We start from the raw sequence: 22903 nt of genomic DNA, 5'->3' as shown, positions 1-22903 counted from the left end.
CACCAATGTCGCAGGCGGATCTCAACCTCCCACAGGTTTTGCGCTTCCATGGCATAATCCGTCACCTTTTTTTTCCAGCACCTGCAAAGGGGGCAATTCCTTGACCGTTTCAAGCAAAACGTTGCACCTTTTCGGCATCAAAGCCTGCGACACCATGAAAAAGGCGCGCACCTGGCTCGATGAACACGCTGTCAGCTATGACTTTCATGATTACAAAACGGCCGGAATCGACCGTGAACACCTGACCCAATGGTGCGACGAGCACGGCTGGCAAGTGGTGTTGAACCGTGCAGGCACGACCTTTCGCAAGCTCGACGACGAACGCAAAGCCGATCTCGACCAGCCGAAAGCCATCGAACTGATGCTCGCACAACCCTCGATGATCAAGCGCCCGGTGCTCGATCTCGGTGACCGAACCCTGATTGGCTTCAAGCCAGATATCTACGCGGCAGCGCTCAAGTAAGCCTGCCCGTTCAATTTTGTAGAGGTATTCACATGTCCAATTCCCTGTTCAGCCTGGCCTTTGGTGTCGGCACTCAAAACCGTCAAGGTGCATGGCTGGAAGTGTTCTACGCCGCCCCGGTCCTGCATCCGTCGGCTGAAGTCATCGCCGCCATCGCGCCGGTCCTGGGCTACACCGAAGGCAATCAGGCCATCGCCTTCAGTACCGCTCAGGCGTCGCAACTGGCTGAAGCGCTGAAAGGCGTCGACGCTGCACAGGCTGCGCTGCTGACCCGTCTGGCCGAGAGCCACAAGCCGCTGGTCGCGACCATTCTGGCCGAAGACGTGCAACTGACTTCCACGCCTGAGGCTTACCTCAAGCTGCACCTGCTGTCCCACCGCCTGGTCAAGCCGCATGGCCTGAACCTGGCCGGCGTATTCCCGCTGCTGCCGAACGTGGCATGGACCAGCCAGGGCGCGATCGACCTGGCCGAGCTGGCTGAACATCAACTCGAAGCCCGTCTGCGTGGCGAGTTGCTGGAAGTGTTCTCGGTGGACAAGTTCCCGAAAATGACCGACTACGTGGTTCCGGCCGGCGTGCGTATCGCTGACGCGGCGCGTATCCGTCTGGGCGCTTATGTGGGCGAAGGCACCACCGTCATGCACGAAGGTTTCGTCAACTTCAACGCCGGCACCGAAGGTCCGGGCATGATCGAAGGTCGCGTTTCCGCAGGCGTATTCGTCGGCAAGGGCTCGGACCTGGGCGGCGGATGCTCGACCATGGGCACCCTGTCGGGTGGCGGCAACATCGTGATCAAGGTCGGCGAAGGCTGCCTGATCGGTGCGAACGCCGGTATCGGCATTCCGTTGGGCGACCGCAACACCGTTGAGTCGGGCCTGTACGTGACCGCTGGCACCAAAGTGGCGCTGCTGGACGAAAACAACAAGCTGGTCAAAGTCGTCAAGGCGCGTGAACTGGCCGGTCAACCTGACCTGTTGTTCCGCCGCAATTCGGAAACCGGTGCTGTGGAATGCAAAACCCACAAATCGGCCATCGAACTGAACGAAGCGCTGCACGCTCACAACTAAGCGTTGCGGCCAACGTAACCGATCACCTGTGGGAGCGAGCCTGCTCGCGAAGCTTTTCGGCGGCCTCAAGGACGCCTTCGCGAGCAGGCTCGCTCCCACAAGGTCATGCGCATGGGCCGAATGACATGATGATTCACTCTCCCTGGCGCGCCGATTTTCCGGCCATCGCCGCTCTGCAACGGCAAGACCAGACCTATCTGGACAACGCCGCCACCACGCAAAAACCTCAAGCCCTGCTGGAAGCCCTGACGCATTACTACGCCAACGGCGCAGCCAACGTGCATCGGGCGCAACACTTGCCCGGCGCCCACGCCACCCAGGCGTTCGAGGCCAGCCGCAGCAAAGTCGCGCAATGGCTGAATGCCGGCGATTGCGGGCAGATCATCTTTACCCACGGCGCGACGTCTGCGCTGAACCTCCTGGCTTATGGCCTGGAACATCTTTTCAATCCGGGCGATGAGATTGTCATCAGCGCCCTGGAGCATCACGCCAACCTGCTGCCATGGCAGCAACTGGCCCAGCGGCGCGAGCTGAAACTGGTGATATTGCCGCTGGATGCCGACGGCTTGATCGATCTGGACGCCGCCGCGCAGTTAATCGGTCCGCAAACCCGTTTGTTGGCGGTCAGTCAGCTGTCCAACGTGCTCGGCGTCTGGCAACCACTGCCGGCTTTAATGGCGATGGCCAAGACCCACGATGCGTTGACCGTGGTCGACGGCGCTCAAGGCGTGGTGCATGGCCGGCATGACGTTCAGGCGCTGGGTTGCGACTTCTATGTGTTTTCCAGCCACAAGCTCTATGGCCCCGATGGCCTCGGTGTGCTGTTCGGACGCAACGAGGCACTGAAGCAACTGCGTCACTGGCAGTTCGGCGGTGAGATGGTGCTGGATGCGGACTACCACCACGCACGCTTCCGCCCTGCCCCGCTGGGTTTCGAGGCTGGAACGCCGCCCATTGCCGGTGTGATTGGTCTGGGCGCGACCCTGGATTACCTCACCGGGCTCGATCAGGACGCCGTTAACGCCCATGAAGCCGCGCTGCATGATTATTTGCTGAAGGGTCTTGAGGCCCGAAACGGCATTCGCCTGCTGGGCAAACCGCAACTGGCCCTGGCGAGTTTTGTCGTTGAGGGTGTGCATAACTCGGATCTGGCGCATGTGCTGACCGAACAGGGGATTGCCGTTCGAGCCGGTCATCACTGCGCGATGCCGCTGCTCAAGAGCTTCGAACTGGCCGGGGCGATTCGGGTGTCGTTGGCGCTGTATAACGATTCCGAAGACCTGGAGCGGTTTTTTGAAGCGCTGGATCAGGCGCTGGAGCTGTTGCGATGAGTCTGCCTGCCGATGCGGTGACGGCGCTGGACACGTTCCAGAACGCTGCCGGCTGGGAACAGCGTGCGCGATTGCTGATGCAATGGGGCGATCGCCTGCCTGCATTGAGTGATGTGGATAAGGTGGATGCCAACCGGGTGCATGGCTGTGAAAGCCAGGTGTGGTTGGTGGGCGAGTTGCAGGACGGCCATTGGCAGTTTGCGGCAAGCAGCGATGCGCGGTTGATTCGCGGGTTGGTGGCGTTGCTGCTGGCGCGGGTCAACGGGTTGTCGGCGGCCGAGTTGCGCTTGGTGGATTTGCCGGAGTGGTTCAATCAGCTTGGGCTTTCGCGGCAGCTGTCGCCGTCGCGCAGTAACGGCCTGAATGCCGTGCTCCAGCGGATGAATGGGTTGACGGGTTAATCGCCTTCGCGAGCAAGCCCGCTCCCACATTGGATGTGTGGTGTATCCGGATTTTGTATCCAACACCGATCAAATGTGGGAGCGGGCTTGCTCGCGAAGGGGCCATCAGCCCCCCATCAAACCCCAGGTTTAACCCGGTCCGAAGGACGCCGAACACCCGCAACAATCTTATCCACAGCCTTGGTCGCCGCCACCATCCCGAACGTCGCCGTCACCATCATCACCGCACCAAACCCGCCCGCACAGTCCAGCTTCACGCCATCACCGACAAAACTCTTCTGCAAACAGATGCTGCCATCCGGTTTCGGGTAGCGCAGTTGTTCGGTGGAAAACACACACGGCACGCTGTAATGGCGAGTCACGGTGCGGGAGAAGCCGTAGTCGCGACGCAAGGTCGAGCGCACTTTCGACGCCAGCGGATCATTGAACGTCCGGTTCAAGTCGCACACTTGAATCAGCGTCGGATCAATCTGCCCACCCGCGCCGCCCGTGGTGATGATCTGAATCTTGCGCCGCTTGCACCAGGCAATCAGCGCTGCCTTGGCGTTGACGCTGTCGATGCAATCGATCACGCAGTCAATGTTCGGCGTGATGTATTCGGCCATGGTCTCGCGGGTGACGAAATCCGCCACCGCGTGCACCGTGCAGTCCGGGTTGATCCCACGCAGGCGCTCGGCCATTACCTCGACCTTGGGCTTGCCGACGGTGCTGTCCAGCGCGTGCAACTGACGGTTGGCGTTGCTGACGCAAACGTCGTCGAGGTCAAACAGCGAAATTTCGCCCACGCCACAGCGGGCGATGGCTTCCGCTGCCCACGAACCCACGCCGCCGACGCCAACGATCGCCACATGCGCCGCGCGCAGGCGCTCCAGCCCCTCGATGCCATACAAACGGGCGATGCCTGCAAACCGCGGATCTTCTGTACTCATGACCATTACCCCAAAAACCGGCGCGCATTATAGGGCTTCGCTGCGTCAAGTTTTGAATTTCAATCTACAAGTGTAAGAACTTATGTGAAAGCAAATTGCCCAATGTCCGGCAATTCCCTGTCTGCTGTACGAAAAGAGAATGCCCGGTGTAGGATGCGCGCCCCTTGGCGACCGCCAACCGTTCCTTCGTTCCACAGTCTTTGGAACCTGAAATAGCTATGTCATCCCGCAAATTTGGACTCAACCTGGTCGTGGTGCTCGCCATCGCAGCCTTGTTTACCGGCTTCTGGGCGCTGATCAACCGCCCGGTCACCGCCCCCAACTGGCCTGAACAGATCTCCGGCTTTTCGTACTCGCCGTTCCAGCAAGGCCAGTACCCGCAGAAAGAGCAGTACCCGACCGACGATCAAATGCGTCGCGACCTGGAGATCATGAGCAAGCTGACGGACAACATCCGTACTTACTCAGTCGATGGCACCCTGGAAGACATTCCCAAGCTCGCCGAGGAATTCGGCCTGCGCGTGACTCTGGGAATCTGGATCAGCCCGGACCAGGAGCGCAATGAGCGCGAAATCACCCGCGCCATCGAAATCGCCAACACTTCGCGCAGCGTGGTTCGCGTGGTGGTAGGCAACGAGGCAATCTTCCGTAAGGAAATTACCGCCGCTGAACTGAGCGTGATCCTCGATCGCGTCCGCGCCGCCGTGAAAGTGCCGGTGACCACGTCCGAGCAGTGGCACGTCTGGGAAGAGCACCCGGAACTGGCCAAGCACGTCGACCTGATCGCCGCCCACGTTCTGCCTTACTGGGAGTTTATTCCGGTGGACAAGGCCGGCCAGTTTGTCCTCGACCGCGCCCGCGACCTGAAAAAGATGTTCCCGAAAAAACCGCTGCTGCTCTCGGAGGTTGGCTGGCCGAGCAACGGCCGTATGCGTGGCGGCACCGATGCGAGCCCGGCGGATCAGGCGATCTACCTGCGCACGCTGGTCAACAAACTCAACCGCCAGGGCTTCAACTACTTCGTGATCGAAGCGTTTGACCAGCCGTGGAAGGCCAGCGACGAAGGGTCGGTGGGCGCGTATTGGGGCGTGTTCAACGCCGCGCGCCAGCAGAAATTCAACTTCGAAGGCCCGGTGGTCGCGATCCCGCAATGGCGCGTGCTGGCGATCGGCTCAGCCGTATTGGCATTGCTGTCCCTGACCCTGCTGATGATCGACGGCTCGGCCCTGCGCCAGCGTGGCCGTACCTTCCTGACTTTTATCGCCTTCCTGTGCGGTTCGGTACTGGTGTGGATCGGTTACGACTACAGCCAGCAATACAGCACCTGGTTCAGCCTGACGGTCGGATTCCTGCTCGCGCTCGGCGCACTCGGGGTCTTTATTGTTCTGCTGACCGAGGCGCATGAACTGGCCGAAGCGGTCTGGACCCACAAGCGTCGGCGTGAATTCCTGCCGGTGGTGGGCGACTCGGACTACAGACCGAAAGTCTCGATTCACGTGCCCTGCTACAACGAGCCGCCGGAGATGGTCAAACAGACCCTCAACGCCCTGGCCAACCTCGATTACCCGGACTTCGAAGTCCTGATCATCGACAACAACACCAAGGACCCGGCGGTCTGGGAACCGGTGCGCGATTACTGCGAAACCCTCGGCCCGCGCTTCAAGTTCTTCCACGTTGCACCCTTGGCCGGCTTCAAGGGCGGCGCGCTGAATTACCTGATCCCGCACACCGCCAAGGATGCCGAAGTCATCGCGGTGATCGACTCGGACTACTGCGTCGACCCGAACTGGCTCAAGCACATGGTGCCGCACTTCGCCGATCCGAAAATCGCGGTGGTGCAGTCGCCGCAGGACTATCGCGATCAGAACGAAAGCACCTTCAAAAAGCTCTGCTACGCGGAATACAAAGGCTTCTTCCACATCGGCATGGTCACCCGTAACGACCGTGACGCGATCATCCAGCACGGCACCATGACCATGACCCGACGCTCGGTGCTTGAAGAGCTCGGCTGGGCTGACTGGTGCATCTGTGAAGACGCCGAGTTGGGTCTGCGCGTGTTCGAAAAAGGCCTGTCGGCGGCGTACTACCACACCAGCTATGGCAAAGGCCTGATGCCCGATACCTTTATCGACTTCAAGAAACAGCGATTCCGCTGGGCCTACGGGGCGATTCAGATCATCAAGCGTCACACCGCCAGCCTGCTGCGCGGCAAGGACACCGAGCTGACCCGTGGCCAGCGCTACCACTTCCTCGCGGGCTGGTTGCCGTGGGTCGCGGATGGCATGAACATCTTCTTCACCGTCGGCGCATTGTTGTGGTCGGCGGCGATGATCATCGTGCCGCAGCGGGTCGATCCGCCGTTGCTGATTTTCGCAATCCCGCCGTTGGCGCTGTTCGTGTTCAAGGTCGGCAAGATCATCTTCCTGTATCGCCGCGCCGTTGGCGTGAACCTGAAAGATGCGTTCTGCGCGGCACTGGCCGGGCTGGCGTTGTCGCACACCATCGCCAAAGCGGTGCTGTACGGCTTCTTCACCAGCAGCATTCCGTTCTTCCGCACGCCGAAAAACGCCGACAACCATGGCTTTTGGGTGGCGATTTCGGAGGCCCGTGAAGAGGTGTTCATCATGTTGCTGTTGTGGGGCGCGGCGCTGGGGATCTTCCTGGTCAACGGCTTGCCGAGCAACGACATGCGCTTCTGGGTGACCATGTTGCTGGTGCAGTCGCTGCCGTACCTGGCGGCGCTGATCATGGCGTTCCTGTCTTCGCTGCCCAAACCGGCCGCCGAGCCGGAGCCGGCACCCGCCGTCTAAATCTGTACGGATGCACTAAACGGCGGCCAATGGTCGCCGTTTTGCTTTAAGATAACCGCCATTTTGCAGGGCTTGGCGTGATATACGGTCTTTCTGACCGTACTCAAAACCTGTGGGAGCGGGCTTGCTCGCGAATGCGGTGTAACAATCAACATTTATGCTGACTGACACACCGCATTCGCGAGCAAGCCCGCTCCCACATTTAGTCCGTGCCCACATTCATGATTTCCGGAGTTTTCCATGACGGCCCACGCCGACCTTTCGCCGACCCTTCAACTCGCCATCGACCTGATCCGCCGTCCGTCCGTGACGCCGGTCGACGCCGATTGCCAGAAGCAGATGATGCAGCGCCTGGGCGATGCCGGTTTCATGCTGGAACCGATGCGCATCGAAGATGTGGATAACTTCTGGGCGACCCACGGTAAACACGACGGTCCGGTGCTGTGCTTCGCCGGTCACACCGACGTGGTGCCCACCGGTCCGGTCACCGCCTGGCAGATCGACCCGTTCAACGCGCTGATCGACGAACACGGCATGCTCTGCGGCCGTGGCGCGGCGGACATGAAAGGTAGCCTCGCGTCGATGACCGTGGCCGCCGAGCGCTTTGTCGCCGATTACCCGGATCACAAGGGCAAGGTCGCTTTCCTGATCACCAGCGACGAAGAAGGCCCGGCGCATCACGGCACCAAGGCGGTGGTTGAACGCCTCGCCGCGCGCAAGGAACGTCTGGACTGGTGCATCGTCGGCGAACCGTCGAGCACCACGCTGGTGGGTGACGTGGTCAAGAACGGCCGTCGTGGCTCCCTCGGTGCCAAGCTGACCGTTCGCGGCGTGCAGGGCCACGTGGCCTATCCGCACCTCGCCAAGAACCCGATCCACCTCGCGGCCCCGGCCCTGGCCGAACTGGCTGCCGAGCATTGGGACCACGGCAACGATTTCTTCCCGCCGACCAGTTTCCAGATCTCCAACGTCAATTCCGGCACCGGCGCGACCAACGTGATTCCGGGTGACCTGGTGGCGGTGTTCAACTTCCGCTTCTCCACCGAATCCACCGTTGAAGGCCTTCAAAAACGCGTCGCCGACATTCTCGACAAGCATGGCCTGGACTGGCACATCGACTGGGCGCTGTCCGGCCTGCCGTTCCTGACCGAGCCGGGTGCGTTGCTGGATGCCGTGGCGTCGAGCATCAAGGACATCACCGGTCGCGACACCAAGGCGTCCACCAGCGGTGGCACCTCCGACGGTCGCTTCATCGCGACCATGGGCACCCAAGTGGTTGAACTCGGTCCGGTCAATGCAACGATCCACCAGGTCAACGAGCGTGTACTGGCCGCCGACCTCGACGTGCTGACCGAAATCTACTACCAGACCCTGATCAAGTTGCTCGCCTGATGCTCGCTTGCCCGATCTGCAGTGAACCGCTGAACGCGGTGGACAACGGCGTGGCCTGCCCCGCCGGGCATCGTTTCGACCGCGCGCGCCAGGGTTACCTGAACCTGTTGCCGGTGCAGCACAAAAACAGCCGCGACCCTGGGGATAACCTGGCCATGGTCGAAGCCCGCCGCGACTTCTTGAACGCCGGCCATTACGCGCCGGTGGCCAAGCGTCTGGCGGAACTGGCGGCGCACTACGCGCCGCAACGCTGGCTCGACATCGGCTGTGGCGAGGGCTACTACACCGCGCAAATCGCCGAGGCCTTGCCCAACGCCGACGGTTACGCGCTGGACATCTCCCGCGAAGCGGTCAAACGCGCCTGCAAACGCAACCCGCAGCTGACCTGGTTGATCGCCAGCATGGCACGGGTGCCGTTGGCTTCCGGTAGTTGCCAGTTTCTCGCCAGCGTCTTCAGCCCGTTGGATTGGGAAGAAGCCAAACGCCTGCTCAGCCCCGGTGGCGGCTTGATGAAAGTCGGGCCGACCAGCGGCCATTTGATGGAGTTGCGCGAACGGCTGTACGACGAGGTCCGCGAATACACCGACGACAAACATCTGGCCCTGGTGCCGGACGGCATGGCGTTGGCGCACAGCGAAACCCTGGAGTTCAAACTGACGCTTGCAGAGGGTCAGGACCGCGCGAACCTGTTGGCCATGACACCCCATGGCTGGCGTGCCAGTGCCGAACGCCGCGCAGCGGTCATCGAACAGGCCGAGCCGTTCGAGGTCACCGTTTCGATGCGCTACGATTACTTCATACTTCAATCTTAATTTTTTGGTCTTGAGCAACGGCTTGAGGCCGGCTAAATCCGCGAATGGATTTTTCAGACCCGCAGTGAGGACATCCATGCGCCAACCCGATATCGAGATTTACCTGAAAGACGCCGACGTCGACTACAAGGCCATCGCGGCCTGGCTCGGCACTGCTTTGGGCCCGTGCACCGACTGGGTCCAGAAAGGCCAGACGTACAAGTGCAAGGCCGGCAACGTACCGGTGACCTGGTTGCCAAAAGCCGTGGGCAAGTGGAACAGCCTGTTCCTGGACAGCGACCAGACGCCGTGGGAAGACGACATCGCCTGCGCCCGCGCAGCCTTTGCCGCGCTGAACGTCGAAGTGCGTTGCGCGCCGGGGACCTGGGTCGAGGAAGAAGGTGAAGAGACAGCGGATCGCTGGATGCGCATCAGCGCAGATGGTGAAGAAGAGATCACCTGGAAAACTGTTTAAAAAACGACACGGATCAAATGTGGGAGCGGGCTTGCTCGCGAATGCGGTGTATCAGTCAAAGTTTATGGCGACTGACACACCGCATTCGCGAGCAAGCCCGCTCCCACAGTGGTTTTGGGTGATCTGAAGATCGGGTTTACAAGCCTACAACGTCTTCAGCCTGCAAGCCTTTCTCGCCGGTCACCACGGCATATTCAACCTGCTGGCCTTCAGCCAGCGAACGGTGCCCTTCGCCGCGAATCGCGCGGTAATGCACGAACACGTCCACCCCGTCCTCGCGTTGAATAAAGCCGTAGCCCTTGGCATCGTTGAACCACTTCACATTGCCGGTTTCGCGCGTAGCCATGAATCAGTACCCCCCTTGTTTTTATTTTGAACGGCCGAGTATATGACAGCCATCAAAACTCTCAACTCACTTTACTTAGGCGCTTTTTTGCCGATTTTCGGTGAATACGGCACACTATCGACCGCCCGAGCAAACGCTCGGTTTTAACCACTCACGCAGAAGCCGTATGACCCGTTCCCCGTTCCGCCGTCTTGTGTTTGGCACCCTGCGCCGACTGTTGTATCTCTGGGTTCGCTCGGAGACGATCAACCAGTCGTCGTTCACCCTCAACCTCGACCGCAGTCGTCCGGTGTTCTACGTCCTGCAAAACCCTTCGCTGACCGACCTCGCCGTGGTCGACACCGAATGCAGCAAGGCTGGCCTGCCCCGCCCGGTGTTGCCGGTGTCAGTGGGTAACCTGGTGGAACCTGCCGCGTTCTTCTACCTGACGCCAGAGCCCGACTGGCTCGGCCGTCAGGACAAACGCGGCGCACCGCCAACCCTGACCCGCCTGGTCAGTGCCCTGAGCCAGAATGCCGCCGAAGACGCGCAGATCATTCCGGTCAGCGTGTTCTGGGGCCAGTCGCCGGACAGCGAATCGAGCCCGTGGAAATTGCTCTTCGCCGACAGCTGGGCAGTCACCGGCCGCCTGCGCCGCTTGCTGAGCATCATCGTGCTGGGACGCAAGACCCGCGTGCAGTTTTCCGCGCCGATCCACCTGCGCGAGCTGATCGATCACAACAAAGGCCACGAGCGCACCGTGCGCATGGCCCAGCGGATCCTGCGGGTGCACTTCCGCAACCTCAAAGCCGCCGTCATCGGTCCGGACATTTCCCACCGGCGCAATCTGGTCAAGGGCCTGCTCAACCAGCCACTGGTCAAGCAAGCGATCCTCGATGAAGCCGAGCGCGAAAACATCTCCCCGGAGAAAGCCAAGGCCCAGGCCCTGCGCTACGGCAACGAGATCGCCTCCGACTACACCTACACTGCGATCCGCTTCATGGAAGTGGTGCTGAGCTGGTTCTGGAACAAGATCTACGACGGCATCAAGGTCAACAACATCGAAGGCGTGCAAAAGGTCGCTCCGGGTTACGAAGTGATCTACGTACCCTGCCACCGCAGCCACATCGACTACCTGCTGCTGTCCTATCTGCTGTTCCGCAATGGCCTGACCCCGCCGCACATTGCCGCCGGGATCAACCTCAACATGCCGGGGATCGGCGGCCTGCTGCGTCGCGGCGGTGCGTTCTTCATGCGCCGTACCTTCAAGGGCAACCCGCTGTACACCTCGGTGTTCAACGAATACCTGCACACCCTGTTCACCAAAGGCTTTCCGGTCGAATACTTCGTCGAGGGCGGCCGTTCGCGCACCGGGCGCATGCTGCAACCGAAAACCGGGATGCTCGCGATTACCCTGCGCAGCTTCCTGCGTTCATCGCGCATGCCCATCGTGTTTGTGCCGGTGTACATCGGTTACGAGCGCGTGCTGGAAGGCCGGACCTACCTCGGCGAGTTGCGCGGGGCGACCAAGAAGAAAGAGTCGATCTTCGACATTTTCAAAGTCATCGGCGCGCTCAAGCAGCGCTTCGGCCAGGTGGCGGTGAACTTCGGCGAGCCAATCAAACTGGCGGAGTTCCTCGACAGCGAACAGCCGGACTGGCGCCAACAGGAACTCGGCCCGCAATTCAAACCGGCCTGGCTCAACGAAACGACAAACCGTCTCGGCGATAAAGTCGCGCAGCATCTCAACGAAGCGGCAGCGATCAACCCGGTGAACCTGGTGGCCCTGGCGTTGCTGTCTACCAGCCGTCTGGCGCTGGACGATCGCGCCATGGCGCGGGTGCTCGATCTGTATCTGGCGCTGCTGCGCAAGGTTCCGTATTCGCCGCACACCACGCTGCCGGAAGGTGACGGTCGCGCACTGATCGAGCACGTGAAGGACATGGACCTGTTGTCCGAGCAAAGCGATGCCTTGGGCAAGATTCTGTACCTGGACGAGCAGAACGCTGTCCTCATGACCTACTACCGCAACAACGTCCTGCACATTTTTGCGTTGCCGGCGCTGCTCGCGAGTTTCTTCCAGAGCGCGTCGCGCATGAACCGCGAGCAGATCCTGCGTTACACCCGCGCGCTGTATCCGTACCTGCAATCGGAACTGTTCATTCGCTGGTCCATGGATGAACTCGACGCCGTGATCGACCAATGGCTCGAAGCGTTCGTCGAACAAGGCCTGCTGCGCTTTGAAAACGATGTCTACCTGCGCCCGGCACCCAGCTCACGGCATTTCGTGCTGCTGACCTTGCTGTCAAAGAGCATCGCCCAGACCTTGCAGCGCTTCTACATGACCGTGTCCTTGTTGCTCAACAGCGGCCAGAACAGCATCAGCGCCGAAGAGCTGGAAGACCTGTGCACGGTCATGGCCCAGCGCCTGTCGATCCTCCATGGCCTGAACGCCCCGGAATTCTTCGACAAGAGCCTGTTCCGTCACTTCATCCAGACGATGCTCGATCTTGACGTGCTCAAGCGCGACGAAGCCGGCAAGTTGAGCTATCACGAATTGCTCGGGGAACTGGCCGAAGGCGCGGCCAAACGGGTATTGCCGGCGGAGATCCGCTTGTCGATTCGTCAGGTCGCGTTGCATCGCAGTGAAGATGCGGCGGACCAGGTTTAGTTGGACTGCCCGTAACTTCCGGACAATAACTATAAGAACAGGGACGTTCTTATAATTGCCCGGTTATGGATTAATAGATCACTCCAAATACTCCACCACGATATGGATATCGCGATGAACTCTTTAGATAACACCAGCCAACATATAACCCTGACATTTAGTTTGCCTGAAGACTTTATGCCTCCCACCGGTGGCGAGGCCGAGACTTTTATTAGCATTTATACGGCAAACACCCAATCACCCATCAAAGTGGCGCAATCGCGTAAACCGATGCTGTACAGCGGCCGCTGGAACTTTTCATTCGCACACCTTTATTCCGATGTCAGCGTCAAATACTGCGTGAGTGTCAGCATGACCCACAACGGTGTGCCACTGCTGATTGATCTGGACCACTTCATCATTGTCCACCGCACGCCACACCGCCAGACACTGCACCTGAGCCCGATCGGTCGCCTCTACATCCAGGCGCAGGAACCTCAAGTAGTAGAACCCGAACACGCGGTGACCATTGTGGCCCATGAGCACGACAATGCGACGGTGCAACTGACTCAAGTGCATATCAGTGAGCAAATGGCAGAGGCGTTTTATCTGGAGTACGATCCGGACACGGTTGTACCGGGTAAACGCTATACCCTGACGGCGACTGAGAATGAATACCGCAATTCAATCGAAGTCTATCCCCGCTCTGTTGTATTAAAACCCTTCAGCAAAGCCTGATAACCTGCACGCCCACATTAAACCGGCGAAACGGCTGTCAACGTCCGTTCCTCCTCAATCCGAACAAGGAAGCCGTCATGTTCCGCCCTACTCTTCGCTTCGCCGGCCTCTGCGCAGGCTTGATGATCTCCGCCAGCGCACTGGCGCTGTCGCTCAACGACCTGTCGCAAAAAGACGCCACTGGCGGCCTCAAGGATGCCCTGACCCAAGGTGCACAACTGGCAGTCAAGCAACTCGGCACACCGGGTGGCTTCAGCAACAACCCGGAGGTGAAAATCGGTTTACCGGGCAAACTCGGCAAGGTCGCCGGCAAGATGAAGCAGTTCGGCATGGGTGATCAGGTCGACGAACTGGAAGCCAGCATGAACAAAGCGGCTGAAACCGCCGTGACCCAGGCCCAGCCGATCCTCGTGGACGCTGTGAAGAAAATGAGTGTGGAAGATGCCAAGGGCATCCTCAGCGGCGGCAACGACTCGGCCACTCAATACCTGAACAAAACCAGCCGCGAACAGATCCGCGTGAAGTTCCTGCCGATTGTGAAGCAGGCCACTGATCAGGTCGGCCTGGCCAAGCAATACAACACCTTCGCCGGTCAGGCGGCGACCATGGGTGTGCTGGATGCCAAGAACGCCAACGTCGAAAACTACGTCACCGAGCAAGCATTGAACGGTTTGTTCGAGATGATCGGCAAACAGGAAGAAACCATCCGCCAGAACCCCGCGGCAGCGGCGACCAGTCTGGCGAAAAAAGTGTTTGGGACGTTGTAATTCCGAGCAACTGAAACCTGTAAAAAAGCCCGCTGACCTTTACTGGTTCAGCGGGCTCTTTCTTTTATACGGCCTCCAAGATGGATGAGGCCACGGGTGCCGCCCGTAAAAAGAACACCCACTCGCGCCCCATCTTCCTCTTCTCAAATACCTTCAGATCAACCAGCCCGTTCAAGGTCGCCGAAGCCGTGTTGTAAGAGCAGTCGAGATTTTCCTTCACGTTGACGGCCGTGAACTCCTTGGCCATCCCGCTCTTGGCCACTTGATAAACGGCGCGTTGCTTCTCGGTGAGCTGGTCGAAAAAGCCTGAGGCCATCAACCAGCGATCGAAGCGCTCGGCGTAGGCCAGACTTTTGCGATAGACCTCGGTAAAACCGCTGATGGCCCGCAGGATCACTGAACACTGGAAATCAATGAAGTAAGTCAGGTCCAGATCATCCGCCTCGGTATTCAAATACGACCGCCCGTATTTCACAGGGGCGTTGCGCAGCAACACGCTGATCGCAATGTAGCGAAACGCCGAGAAGTCATTCTTGAACATGAACCAATAGAACAGCGCCCGCGCGACACGCCCATTGCCATCGCGGAAAGGATGCTCGTAACCCAAGGCAAAATGCAGCGCGATGCCTTTCACCAGCGGATGGAGGTAATCCTCACGGTTGATATCGTTGTGGGACTGATTGATCCACTTCGACAGCACCTGCAAGCGTGACACCAGTCCTGCTGCGGGCGGCGGTGTATGCACGGTGTTGCCCTCGCCATCCTGCACCACTACATCATCAGTGCCTCTGAATTCGCCGGGCGAATACTGCGCGTCATCGATACCCGAGACGCCCACACGATGCATCGCGGTGATGAGCTCCGTACTCAGTGGTTCATAACGCTGTTCCCAGGCAAAGTTCATCATCTGGTAGTTGCCAATGACCATTCGCTCGTCGGGCGTGCGCGGCAGGCGATGGCGCTTGAGCATGTCCTTGGCCACCCGCGTGGTGGTTGCAGCGCCTTCGAGTTGGCTGCTGCTGATGGCTTCGTCTTCGATCAGGTCATTGAGCAGGTAGCTGAAATGCGCACGCTCTCCGATCTGGCTGGTCATGTATTCCAGCGCGGCGGTGGTGGTTTGCCGATCAACTGCCGAAATGGCTTTCTGCGCCAATGGCGTCAGCACGAAATTGCCCCACTGGACCGGTTCGCCCAAGGGCAGAAGGCTGGAGTACTGTGCTGTCCGCGCCTTTTTGACCAAGGCCCAGCACACTCTTGAATCCAGCCCCGGCGCCCAGCGGTAACGCAACTCATCAAATGAAAGGTAACGCCCCTGATCATCCAGCGGTTTCAGCAGGGCCAGGTAGTCCGGGAGGCGTTCCTTGTGGGGGGATTTCATCAACAGGTCGAACACCGGATCGGTCCTGCCCGTTAAACCAGGCGGTTTTTTCATGACTTCTGACTCAAAAACTCGTGAAACTGAGTCGTGAGTACAGCATTCAGATCCCGCTGACTCAATATCAGAGGATTCTGAAATACATGTAGGAAGTCAGACCGGCTCTTTCTTCACCCTGAACCAAGCCGCATACAGCGCCGGCAAGAACAGCAACGTCAACGCCGTCGCCACGATCAGACCGCCCATGATCGCCACCGCCATCGGCCCGAAGAACACGCTGCGAGACAGCGGAATCATCGCCAGCACCGCCGCCAGCGCGGTCAACACAATCGGCCGGAAGCGGCGCACGGTGGCCTCGATAATCGCCTGCCAGGGCTTAAGGCCTGCCAAGATGTCCTGCTCGATCTGATCGACCAGAATCACCGAGTTACGCATGATCATCCCGGACAGCGCGATGGTCCCCAGCATCGCCACAAAACCGAATGGCTGGCGGAACACCAACAGGAACAAAGTCACGCCGATCAACCCCAGCGGTGCAGTGAGGAACACCATCACGGTGCGCGAGAAGCTGCGCAGTTGCAGCATCAGCAACGTCAACACCACCACAATGAATAGCGGCACACCGGCCTTCACCGAGTTCTGTCCACGGGCGGAATCTTCGACCGTGCCGCCGACGTCCAGCAAGTAGCCGTCCGGCAATTCGGCGCGAATCGGATCAAGCGTCGGCATGATCTGCTTCACCAGCGTGGCAGGTTGCTCCTTGCCATAAATATCGGCGCGAATCGTCACGTTCGGCAGGCGATTACGGTGCCAGATGATGCCTTCTTCGAAGCCGTATTCCAGCGTCGCGATCTGCGACAGTGCGACGCTGCGGCCGTTGTCGGTCGGCACGGCCAGGCTTGGCAACAACGACAGTTCGGTGCGTTCGTGCAGGGTGCCGCGCAGCAGGATTTCGATCAACTCGTTGTCTTCGCGGTACTGGCTGACGCTGGAACCGGTCAGGGAACTTTGCAGGAACTTCGACAGGTTCGCCGTGCTCACACCCAGCGCTCGGGCGCGATCCTGATCGACGTTCAGGTACACCACTTTGCTCGGTTCTTCCCAGTCCAGGTGGACGTTGGCCACGTGCGGATTCTCGCGAACCTTGGCCGCCACTTTACGTGCCAGCGCGCGGACTTCGTCGATGTGCTCACCGGTTACCCGGAACTGCACCGGATAGCCCACAGGCGGCCCGTTTTCAAGACGCGTGACGCGCCCACGCAGGGACGGGAATTGTTCGTTGAGGGTTTCGATCAGCCAGGTGCGCAGGCTTTCGCGATCCTCGATGGTCTTGGCCAGGACCACCACCTGCGCGAAGCTTGCCGCCGGCAGTTGTTGATCCAGCGGCAGGTAGAAACGCGGTGAGCCGGTGCCGACGTAGGCCACGTAGTTGTCGATACCGGCGCGGTCCTTCAGCAAGGCTTCCAGGCGTTTGACTTCGTCGGCGGTGTTGCTCAAGGACGCGCCTTCGGCCAGCTTCAAATCGATCATCAGCTCCAGCCGACCCGACGCCGGGAAGAACTGTTGCGGCACGAAGCGGAACAGCATGACCGAGGCAACGAACATCATGATCGTCAGCACGATCACCGTTTTGCGTCGCCGTACGCACCATTCCACCAGACGTCTGACCCGCTCATAGAACGGCGTTCCGTAAGGGTCAGGCTGATCCGTGCCGTGTTTCGCCGCATGAATTTTCGCCAGATCCGGCAGGAGTTTTTCCCCCAGGTACGGCACAAACACCACCGCGGCCACCCACGAGGCCAGCAGCGCGATGGTCACCACCTGGAAGATCGAGCGGGTGTATTCGCCGGTGCTCGATTGCGCCGTGGCAATCGGCAGGAAGCCGGCGGCGGTGATCAGCGTACCGGTGAGCATCGGGAACGCCGTGCTGGTCCAGGCATAACTGGCTGCCTTGATACGGTCGAAACCCTGCTCCATTTTGATCGCCATCATTTCCACAGCGATGATCGCGTCGTCCACCAGCAAACCCAGCGCCAACACCAGCGCGCCGAGGGAAATCTTGTGCAGGCCGATGTTGAGGTAATACATGCAGGCAAAGGTCATCGCCAGCACCAGCGGAATCGCCAGCGCCACCACCATGCCGGTGCGCACGCCAAGGGAGAAGAAGCTCACCAGCAACACAATCGCCAAGGCTTCCACCAGCACCTGAACGAATTCTCCGACGCTGGTTTTCACCGCGGCGGGCTGGTCCGAGACCTTGCGCAGTTGCATCCCGGCCGGGAGGTTGTTCTGGATGCGGTCGAACTCGATTTCCAGTGCCTTGCCCAGCACCAGAATGTCGCCGCCGTCCTTCATCGCCACGGCCAGGCCGATAGCGTTTTCGGCCATGAAGCGCATGCGCGGTGCAGGAGGATCGTTGAAACCACGGCGAACGTCGGCCACATCGGAAATGCGGAACGTGCGATCACCGACACGAATCGGGAAGTTCTTGATCTCATCGACCGTCTGAAAATTCCCCGAGACCCGTAGCTGCAATCGCTCACTGGTGGTTTCGAAGAATCCGGCGGTCGATACCGCGTTCTGTTCTTCAAGCGCTTGCTGCACGGCGGCCAACGGCAAGCCAAGGGTGGCGAGTTTGACGTTGGACAACTCGATCCAGATTTTCTCGTCCTGCAGTCCGAGCAGGTCGACCTTGCCCACATCCTTGACCCGTTGCAGCTGGATCTGGATGCGGTCGGCGTAGTCTTTCAACACCGCGTAATCAAAACCGTCGCCGGTCAGGGCGTAGATATTGCCGAAAGTGGTGCCGAATTCATCGTTGAAAAATGGCCCCTGAATACCCGGTGGCAAGGTGTAGCGGATGTCGCTGATCTTCTTGCGGACCTGATACCAGAGCTCGGGAATGTCCTTCGAATGCATGGCATCGCGCGCGATGAAGGTGACCTGGGACTCACCCGGACGGGAGAACGAGACGATGCGCTCGTACTCGCCGGTTTCCATCAGTTTTTTCTCGATGCGCTCAGTGACCTGGCGCGACACTTCCTGAGCCGTGGCCCCCGGCCAGTTGGTACGAATCACCATGGCCTTGAAGGTGAACGGCGGGTCTTCGCTTTGGCCGAGCTTGGTGTAGGAAAGCGCACCGACGATGGCCAGCAAGAGCATCAGGAACAGTACGATCTGGCGATTACGCAGCGCCCATTCGGAAAGGTTGAAGCGCATCGGGAATTACTCCTTGTCCGCCAGATTGACCACGCGGTTGGAGCGATCCACCGGACGCACTTGTTGCCCGTCGTGAAGCACATGGACACCGGCGGCCACCACCCAGTCGCTGGCGTTCAGGCCTTCGAGCACCGACACGGTTTTCTCGCCGAACGGGCCGACCCGCACCGGGGCTTTTTTCAAGGTGTTGTTGGCGCCGAGCACCCACACGTAGGTCGCACCGTTTTCCGCGGTGACCGCCGATAACGGCACCGACAGCGCAATGGTCTCTGCCGTCTGGATGAACACCCGGGCGCTTTGGCCGAGCTCAGCCGGGACTTTTCCGGCGGTAAACGCAATGCGAGCAGCAAAGGTGCGCGACTTTGGATCGGCTGCGGGCGACAGTTCACGGATGCGGCCGGCGAAGCGTTGATCCGGTTGGGTCCAGAGTTCTACCGACACCGGCTGACCAACCTTGAAGCGGCCGAAACTCTGTTCCGGCAGGCTGATCAACACTTCACGTTCGCCGTCGGTGGCGATGGTGAACACGGTTTGCCCGGCGGCCACCACTTGCCCGACTTCCACGGCCCGCTTGGCCACTACGCCATCCTGAGGCGCGCGCAGTACCGCGTAGCTCGCCTGATTGGTCGATACATTGAATTCGGCTTTGATTTGCTTGAGGCGGGCTTCACCGGAGCGGTAAAGGTTTTCGGCATTGTCGTACTGCGAATGGCTGACCATCTGACGATCCATCAGGGTCTTGTAGCGATCCCGCTCGGTGCGCACCAGGCTCAGGTTGGCCTCGGCAGCGGCGACCTGAGCGCGAGTGGCTTCCAGTTGCAGGCGCACGTCTTGAGGGTCGAGCTCGGCCAGAGGCTGATCAGCCTTGACGCGCTGCCCTTCCTCGACCAGTCGTCGGCTGACTTTGCCACCAATGCGAAACGCCAGGTCCGGCTCGTATCGCGCCCGGACTTCACCGGGATAGCTTTCCATCGCCTGCGCCGAAGGCTCTGGCTGCACCACCATGGCCGGACGAAGGGTGACTTGCGGCGCCTCTTCGTGACCACACGCCGTCAATAGAAACGCCAGACTGACTGGCAACGCGAGGGACAAGGCATAGCGGAACATGGTGAACGACCTTTCGCTAATGGTGCTTGGAATAATTATACTGAGCAGTATGGTATTAATAGCAAACTCACCAGTCCAGTATTAAAGCGAAATATGCCGAACAATCTTTCAGCACCCAGCGGTCCAGGCCGCCCCAAGGATCTGGCCAAGCGCCAGGCCATCCTCGATGCGGCGAAAACTCTGTTTGTGAGCAAGGGTTACGCGAACACCAGCATGGATGCCGTGGCGGCGGAGGCTGGCGTGTCCAAGCTGACCGTCTATAGCCACTTCAACGACAAGGAGACGCTGTTCTCCGCCGCCGTGGTCGCCAAGTGCGAAGAGCAACTGCCACCGCTGTTTTTCGAACTGGCGGACGGGGTTGCGGTTGAAACCGTGCTGCTGAACATCGCGCACGGCTTTCATCAGCTGATCAACAGCGACGAATCGGTGAACCTGCACCGCCTGATGATCACCCTCGGCAGCCAGGACCCGAAACTCTCGCTGATCTTCTTCGAGGCCGGGCCGCAACGCATGCTCGATGGCATGGAGCGGTTGCTGACCAAGGTGGACCAAAGCGGCGTGCTGAGCATTGATAAACCGCGCAATGCGGCTGAGCATTTCTTTTGCTTGCTCAAGGGTGGGGGCAATTTTCGGTTGTTGTATGGCTGCGGCGGGCCGGTGACCGGGGATGCGGCCGAGGAGCATGTGCAGGAAGTGGTGGAGTTGTTTATGCGGGCTTATCGGCCCTAGACAGCCTGACAGGATTCGACTGCCTGCACTGGCCCCTTCGCGAGCAAGCCCGCTCCCACATTTGATCGAGTCCCCTCATGGGAATGCGGTTGAATGTGGGAGCGGGCTTGCTCGCGAAGCAGGCAACTCGGTCTTAAGGCTTCAGCGCTTTCTTGGGATAAATGTCATACCGGCTGGATTTCCCGTCCAGTGCATGACTCGGCTTCGGCCCCGCAATACACGGCGCCTTGCGCGGCCGCTTGACCACCACTCGATGGCTGGCCAATGCCAACGCCGCCTCGAGCAACGCCGGCGCATCCGGGTCATCGCCCACCAACGGCCGGAACAAGCGCATTTCCTTCTTCACCAACGCGGTTTTCTCGCGATGGGGAAACATCGGGTCGAGGTAGATCACCTGCGGCGGCTCCCCCTCCCAATTGCGCATCACTTCAATCGAGTTGCCCTTGAGCAACCGCATGCGCGCCACGATAGGTGCCACGTCGAAATCTTCCGCGCCACGCGCCAGGCCATCCTCCAGCAAGGCGCCGATCAGCGGCTGGCGCTCGATCAGGCTCATCTCGCAGCCCAGGCTCGCCAGCACGAACGCATCCTTGCCCAGCCCCGCCGTAGCATCCAGAACACGCGGACGCACGCCCTGCGCGATGCCAACAGCCTTGGCGATCATCTGTCCCGTGCCGCCACCGAACAACCGGCGATGCGCCGCGCCGCCTTCGACGAAGTCCACCCGCACCGGCCCCGGCGCATCCGCCCCGAGTTGTTGCAGCTGCAAGCCTTGCTCGCCGACCTGCAAGGCGAACTCGCCATCATCCACCTGCAACGGCAAGCCCAGGCGCTCGGCCCATTGCTCGGCCTGGGGCTGAAAGGTCGTGCCCAGGGCCTCGACATGGATGCGGCAAACTGCCGGTTGATCAATCATCGGAAAACACGCTCAAAAAATTAATGATCGGCAAAAACGGCCGATAACAAAACTAACGGGCATTTTGCCAGAGCTGAGCGTCGACCGAGAGAAATGTCAGACTTTCAACCCACAATCACAGGTTTTATCTCGCCCTACGGCGATTACAACCTGCGAAACACCCAGGCGTTGGGCGGTGTCAGTCACCTGTGGCAAGATTTTTTTGCCCGGGCGCTGGCCGATCAGCCAGGTGATGGGGTTCCCGAGTCGCTCAAGTTTCCACCGGTCGATCTCGACAGCCCGGTCGAGCCCACCGTCGGCAGCGATCTGCTGGCACACATCGTCTCCCAGCGCGAATGCAATGTGACGGATACCGTGGTCCGCCCACCGGAGCCACTGTTTTTGCCGATTGCCGAGTTCGAAATGGACCTGGCCGACAAACCGGCCCCACCATTCCCGCCGGAAGAAATCGTCGCTCAGCAAAAACAACAGGACTTCGAAAGCGGCTGGGTTCGCCCTATCGTGCTCACCGCCGGTCAACCCGTGCCAGAAGCCGGCCCGGCGCCACAACCGCGTCCGCTGCACCTGCCGATCGCCGAATTCGAGATGGACCTGCTGGACAAACCGTTCCCACCGTTCTCCCCCGAAGAGCTGGTGGAGCAACAGAAACAACTCGACTTCGATAACGGCTGGGCTCGCCCGATCGTTCTGCAAAACCTGCGCATCGCCGCCTGACTTCAATAACAGGCCCTCAGCGACACACCCACCACGGCCCGACATCCACATGAAAATGATTGCGATGGGCGGCGTTGTAATCCGGGCTCAACACCACACTGAACATCTCGCACGCACCGTCGCGGACCTGACGTAGAAAGCGTGCGTCCTGATTGTCCTTGGGCCAGTCCTTGAGCACGCTGACAGTTCGCCCATCCGCGAGGCGGAAACCGGCAATGTCCAGGGCATCGGCCGAGGCGTGCTGACTGAGCCGACCCTTATCGCGGTTGTAGACATTGCGACAGGCAAAACTGCCAAGGTGATCGACTCGCGTTACCGCCTGCCCGTAAACCGTCTGCGCCGCGGGTTGCAGGACATGCCGGTCAAACAATGCGAACGACACCGCGAGACGGCAACTGGCGAGAAAGCTGCTGCTCAGGGCCACTTCACTACCCTGCACACGCAACGTATTGATCAGCGGGCATGTGGCGTCGGGGCTGTCGGCCTGGCGGGTCACGCGCAATCCGGAACTGCTCAAGGCCTGATCGCACAACTGAGGATCACCGCTCAAGCGCATCAACTTGTAGCGGGTCAACAGGTTCGGCTCGGCGTTTACGTCCAGTGGCGCCCAGGGATTCCACTGCGATGGTAGAGAGACCCAGCCGCGCCAGACACTCAGGCCTGACAAACCGATGACCAACAGTAACAACAGCCACCACCGCATC

Annotated in this window: 20 protein-coding genes; 13 read left to right on the top strand and 7 right to left on the bottom strand. The window is 60.0% G+C overall.

The window, feature by feature from the left end; translation table 11 throughout:
- Nucleotides 1–100 precede the first annotated feature (100 nt).
- From BK660_RS13450 to BK660_RS13435, 4 genes are all read left to right on the top strand, one after another.
- The gene (locus BK660_RS13450) at nucleotides 101–463 is read left to right on the top strand and encodes an ArsC family reductase (protein ID WP_007949322.1); all 363 of its coding nucleotides are present in this window, start codon (nucleotides 101–103) and stop codon (nucleotides 461–463) included.
- A gap of 32 nt (nucleotides 464–495) precedes the next feature.
- A complete protein-coding gene (dapD, locus tag BK660_RS13445; RefSeq protein WP_123433696.1) occupies nucleotides 496–1530 on the top strand; it encodes a 2,3,4,5-tetrahydropyridine-2,6-dicarboxylate N-succinyltransferase in 1035 nt (344 codons plus the stop codon).
- A gap of 125 nt (nucleotides 1531–1655) precedes the next feature.
- The gene (locus BK660_RS13440) at nucleotides 1656–2861 is read left to right on the top strand and encodes an aminotransferase class V-fold PLP-dependent enzyme (protein ID WP_123433695.1); all 1206 of its coding nucleotides are present in this window, start codon (nucleotides 1656–1658) and stop codon (nucleotides 2859–2861) included.
- Entirely contained in the window at nucleotides 2858–3262 is a 405-nt protein-coding gene (locus BK660_RS13435; RefSeq protein ID WP_123433694.1) for a SufE family protein, read from the top strand. Before BK660_RS13440 ends, BK660_RS13435 begins: the two co-directional genes overlap by 4 nt.
- Nucleotides 3263–3378: 116 nt before the next feature.
- Here the strand turns inward: BK660_RS13435 and tcdA are convergent, their stop codons facing one another.
- On the bottom strand, nucleotides 3379–4197 hold the full coding sequence (gene tcdA, locus BK660_RS13430) for a tRNA cyclic N6-threonylcarbamoyladenosine(37) synthase TcdA (RefSeq protein ID WP_123433693.1): 819 nt from the start codon (nucleotides 4195–4197) through the stop codon (nucleotides 3379–3381).
- Between the two features lie 212 nt (nucleotides 4198–4409).
- Here tcdA and BK660_RS13425 point away from each other — a divergent pair, with 212 nt between their 5' ends.
- The 4 genes from BK660_RS13425 to BK660_RS13405 all read left to right on the top strand — a co-directional run bounded on the left by BK660_RS13425 (nucleotide 4410) and on the right by BK660_RS13405 (nucleotide 9659).
- Entirely contained in the window at nucleotides 4410–7001 is a 2592-nt protein-coding gene (locus BK660_RS13425; RefSeq protein WP_059181551.1) for a glycosyltransferase, read from the top strand.
- Between the two features lie 240 nt (nucleotides 7002–7241).
- Nucleotides 7242–8393 carry a succinyl-diaminopimelate desuccinylase gene (gene dapE, locus BK660_RS13415; RefSeq protein ID WP_027924964.1) on the top strand — a complete coding sequence of 384 codons (1152 nt, stop codon included), beginning with the start codon at nucleotides 7242–7244 and terminating at the stop codon, nucleotides 8391–8393.
- A complete protein-coding gene (locus BK660_RS13410; RefSeq protein WP_123433691.1) occupies nucleotides 8393–9205 on the top strand; it encodes a putative RNA methyltransferase in 813 nt (270 codons plus the stop codon). Before dapE ends, BK660_RS13410 begins: the two co-directional genes overlap by 1 nt.
- Nucleotides 9206–9281: 76 nt before the next feature.
- Nucleotides 9282–9659: a hypothetical protein gene (locus BK660_RS13405; RefSeq protein WP_123433690.1), complete on the top strand. Its 378-nt coding sequence runs from the start codon at nucleotides 9282–9284 to the stop codon at nucleotides 9657–9659.
- A 136-nt stretch (nucleotides 9660–9795) separates the two neighbouring features.
- Here the strand turns inward: BK660_RS13405 and BK660_RS13400 are convergent, their stop codons facing one another.
- On the bottom strand, nucleotides 9796–10005 hold the full coding sequence (locus BK660_RS13400; RefSeq protein ID WP_010462862.1) for a cold-shock protein: 210 nt from the start codon (nucleotides 10003–10005) through the stop codon (nucleotides 9796–9798).
- A 166-nt stretch (nucleotides 10006–10171) separates the two neighbouring features.
- On the opposite strand from BK660_RS13400, the gene plsB reads away from it, so the two are divergent.
- The 3 genes from plsB to BK660_RS13385 all read left to right on the top strand — a co-directional run bounded on the left by plsB (nucleotide 10172) and on the right by BK660_RS13385 (nucleotide 14139).
- Nucleotides 10172–12655: a glycerol-3-phosphate 1-O-acyltransferase PlsB gene (plsB, locus tag BK660_RS13395; protein ID WP_123433689.1), complete on the top strand. Its 2484-nt coding sequence runs from the start codon at nucleotides 10172–10174 to the stop codon at nucleotides 12653–12655.
- Nucleotides 12656–12769: 114 nt separating this feature from the next.
- Nucleotides 12770–13372, top strand: coding sequence for a hypothetical protein (locus BK660_RS13390; protein WP_148057437.1), 603 nt, complete (start codon nucleotides 12770–12772; stop codon nucleotides 13370–13372).
- Between the two features lie 77 nt (nucleotides 13373–13449).
- Complete coding sequence (locus tag BK660_RS13385; protein ID WP_123433687.1) at nucleotides 13450–14139, top strand: DUF4197 domain-containing protein; 690 nt, start codon at nucleotides 13450–13452, stop codon at nucleotides 14137–14139.
- 64 nt (nucleotides 14140–14203) lie between these two features.
- Here BK660_RS13385 and BK660_RS13380 read toward each other — a convergent pair whose 3' ends face one another.
- From BK660_RS13380 to BK660_RS13370, 3 genes are all read right to left on the bottom strand, one after another.
- A complete protein-coding gene (locus tag BK660_RS13380; RefSeq protein WP_123433686.1) occupies nucleotides 14204–15571 on the bottom strand; it encodes a Fic family protein in 1368 nt (455 codons plus the stop codon).
- A 96-nt stretch (nucleotides 15572–15667) separates the two neighbouring features.
- The gene (locus tag BK660_RS13375; RefSeq protein WP_123433685.1) at nucleotides 15668–18733 is read right to left on the bottom strand and encodes an efflux RND transporter permease subunit; all 3066 of its coding nucleotides are present in this window, start codon (nucleotides 18731–18733) and stop codon (nucleotides 15668–15670) included.
- A 6-nt stretch (nucleotides 18734–18739) separates the two neighbouring features.
- Nucleotides 18740–19840 (bottom strand): efflux RND transporter periplasmic adaptor subunit, encoded by a 1101-nt coding sequence (locus BK660_RS13370; protein ID WP_123433684.1) that lies wholly within the window; start codon nucleotides 19838–19840, stop codon nucleotides 18740–18742.
- Between the two features lie 93 nt (nucleotides 19841–19933).
- On the opposite strand from BK660_RS13370, the gene BK660_RS13365 reads away from it, so the two are divergent.
- Nucleotides 19934–20569, top strand: a complete 636-nt coding sequence (locus tag BK660_RS13365) for a TetR/AcrR family transcriptional regulator (RefSeq protein WP_123433683.1) — start codon at nucleotides 19934–19936, stop codon at nucleotides 20567–20569.
- A gap of 133 nt (nucleotides 20570–20702) precedes the next feature.
- Here the strand turns inward: BK660_RS13365 and BK660_RS13360 are convergent, their stop codons facing one another.
- Entirely contained in the window at nucleotides 20703–21485 is a 783-nt protein-coding gene (locus BK660_RS13360) for a class I SAM-dependent methyltransferase (RefSeq protein WP_027924956.1), read from the bottom strand.
- Nucleotides 21486–21578: 93 nt separating this feature from the next.
- Between BK660_RS13360 and BK660_RS13355 the strand changes: the two genes are divergently transcribed.
- Nucleotides 21579–22199, top strand: a complete 621-nt coding sequence (locus BK660_RS13355; protein WP_027924955.1) for a hypothetical protein — start codon at nucleotides 21579–21581, stop codon at nucleotides 22197–22199.
- Nucleotides 22200–22215: 16 nt separating this feature from the next.
- Here BK660_RS13355 and BK660_RS13350 read toward each other — a convergent pair whose 3' ends face one another.
- Nucleotides 22216–22902, bottom strand: a complete 687-nt coding sequence (locus BK660_RS13350) for an extensin-like domain-containing protein (RefSeq protein ID WP_123433682.1) — start codon at nucleotides 22900–22902, stop codon at nucleotides 22216–22218.
- Nucleotide 22903 lies beyond the last annotated feature (1 nt).

This window comes from Pseudomonas brassicacearum (genome assembly GCF_003732265.1).
Classification (GTDB): Bacteria; Pseudomonadota; Gammaproteobacteria; order Pseudomonadales; family Pseudomonadaceae; genus Aquipseudomonas; species Aquipseudomonas brassicacearum_D.
This window is presented reverse-complemented; position numbering and strand designations above follow the sequence as displayed.

What these genes read in the sequence shown, in the direction of transcription:
- BK660_RS13425 (WP_059181551.1), top strand. Translation starts at nt 4,410, where the DNA reads ATGTCATCCCGCAAATTTGGACTCAACCTGGTCGTGGTGCTCGCCATC.
- BK660_RS13435 (WP_123433694.1), top strand. Translation starts at nt 2,858, where the DNA reads ATGAGTCTGCCTGCCGATGCGGTGACGGCGCTGGACACGTTCCAGAAC.
- BK660_RS13380 (WP_123433686.1), bottom strand. Translation starts at nt 15,571, where the DNA reads ATGAAAAAACCGCCTGGTTTAACGGGCAGGACCGATCCGGTGTTCGAC.
- BK660_RS13370 (WP_123433684.1), bottom strand. Translation starts at nt 19,840, where the DNA reads ATGTTCCGCTATGCCTTGTCCCTCGCGTTGCCAGTCAGTCTGGCGTTT.
- plsB (WP_123433689.1), top strand. Translation starts at nt 10,172, where the DNA reads ATGACCCGTTCCCCGTTCCGCCGTCTTGTGTTTGGCACCCTGCGCCGA.
- BK660_RS13350 (WP_123433682.1), bottom strand. Translation starts at nt 22,902, where the DNA reads ATGCGGTGGTGGCTGTTGTTACTGTTGGTCATCGGTTTGTCAGGCCTG.
- BK660_RS13375 (WP_123433685.1), bottom strand. Translation starts at nt 18,733, where the DNA reads ATGCGCTTCAACCTTTCCGAATGGGCGCTGCGTAATCGCCAGATCGTA.
- BK660_RS13355 (WP_027924955.1), top strand. Translation starts at nt 21,579, where the DNA reads ATGTCAGACTTTCAACCCACAATCACAGGTTTTATCTCGCCCTACGGC.
- BK660_RS13390 (WP_148057437.1), top strand. Translation starts at nt 12,770, where the DNA reads ATGAACTCTTTAGATAACACCAGCCAACATATAACCCTGACATTTAGT.
- BK660_RS13365 (WP_123433683.1), top strand. Translation starts at nt 19,934, where the DNA reads ATGCCGAACAATCTTTCAGCACCCAGCGGTCCAGGCCGCCCCAAGGAT.
- BK660_RS13440 (WP_123433695.1), top strand. Translation starts at nt 1,656, where the DNA reads ATGATGATTCACTCTCCCTGGCGCGCCGATTTTCCGGCCATCGCCGCT.
- BK660_RS13405 (WP_123433690.1), top strand. Translation starts at nt 9,282, where the DNA reads ATGCGCCAACCCGATATCGAGATTTACCTGAAAGACGCCGACGTCGAC.
- BK660_RS13360 (WP_027924956.1), bottom strand. Translation starts at nt 21,485, where the DNA reads ATGATTGATCAACCGGCAGTTTGCCGCATCCATGTCGAGGCCCTGGGC.
- tcdA (WP_123433693.1), bottom strand. Translation starts at nt 4,197, where the DNA reads ATGGTCATGAGTACAGAAGATCCGCGGTTTGCAGGCATCGCCCGTTTG.
- BK660_RS13385 (WP_123433687.1), top strand. Translation starts at nt 13,450, where the DNA reads ATGTTCCGCCCTACTCTTCGCTTCGCCGGCCTCTGCGCAGGCTTGATG.
- dapD (WP_123433696.1), top strand. Translation starts at nt 496, where the DNA reads ATGTCCAATTCCCTGTTCAGCCTGGCCTTTGGTGTCGGCACTCAAAAC.
- BK660_RS13410 (WP_123433691.1), top strand. Translation starts at nt 8,393, where the DNA reads ATGCTCGCTTGCCCGATCTGCAGTGAACCGCTGAACGCGGTGGACAAC.
- dapE (WP_027924964.1), top strand. Translation starts at nt 7,242, where the DNA reads ATGACGGCCCACGCCGACCTTTCGCCGACCCTTCAACTCGCCATCGAC.
- BK660_RS13400 (WP_010462862.1), bottom strand. Translation starts at nt 10,005, where the DNA reads ATGGCTACGCGCGAAACCGGCAATGTGAAGTGGTTCAACGATGCCAAG.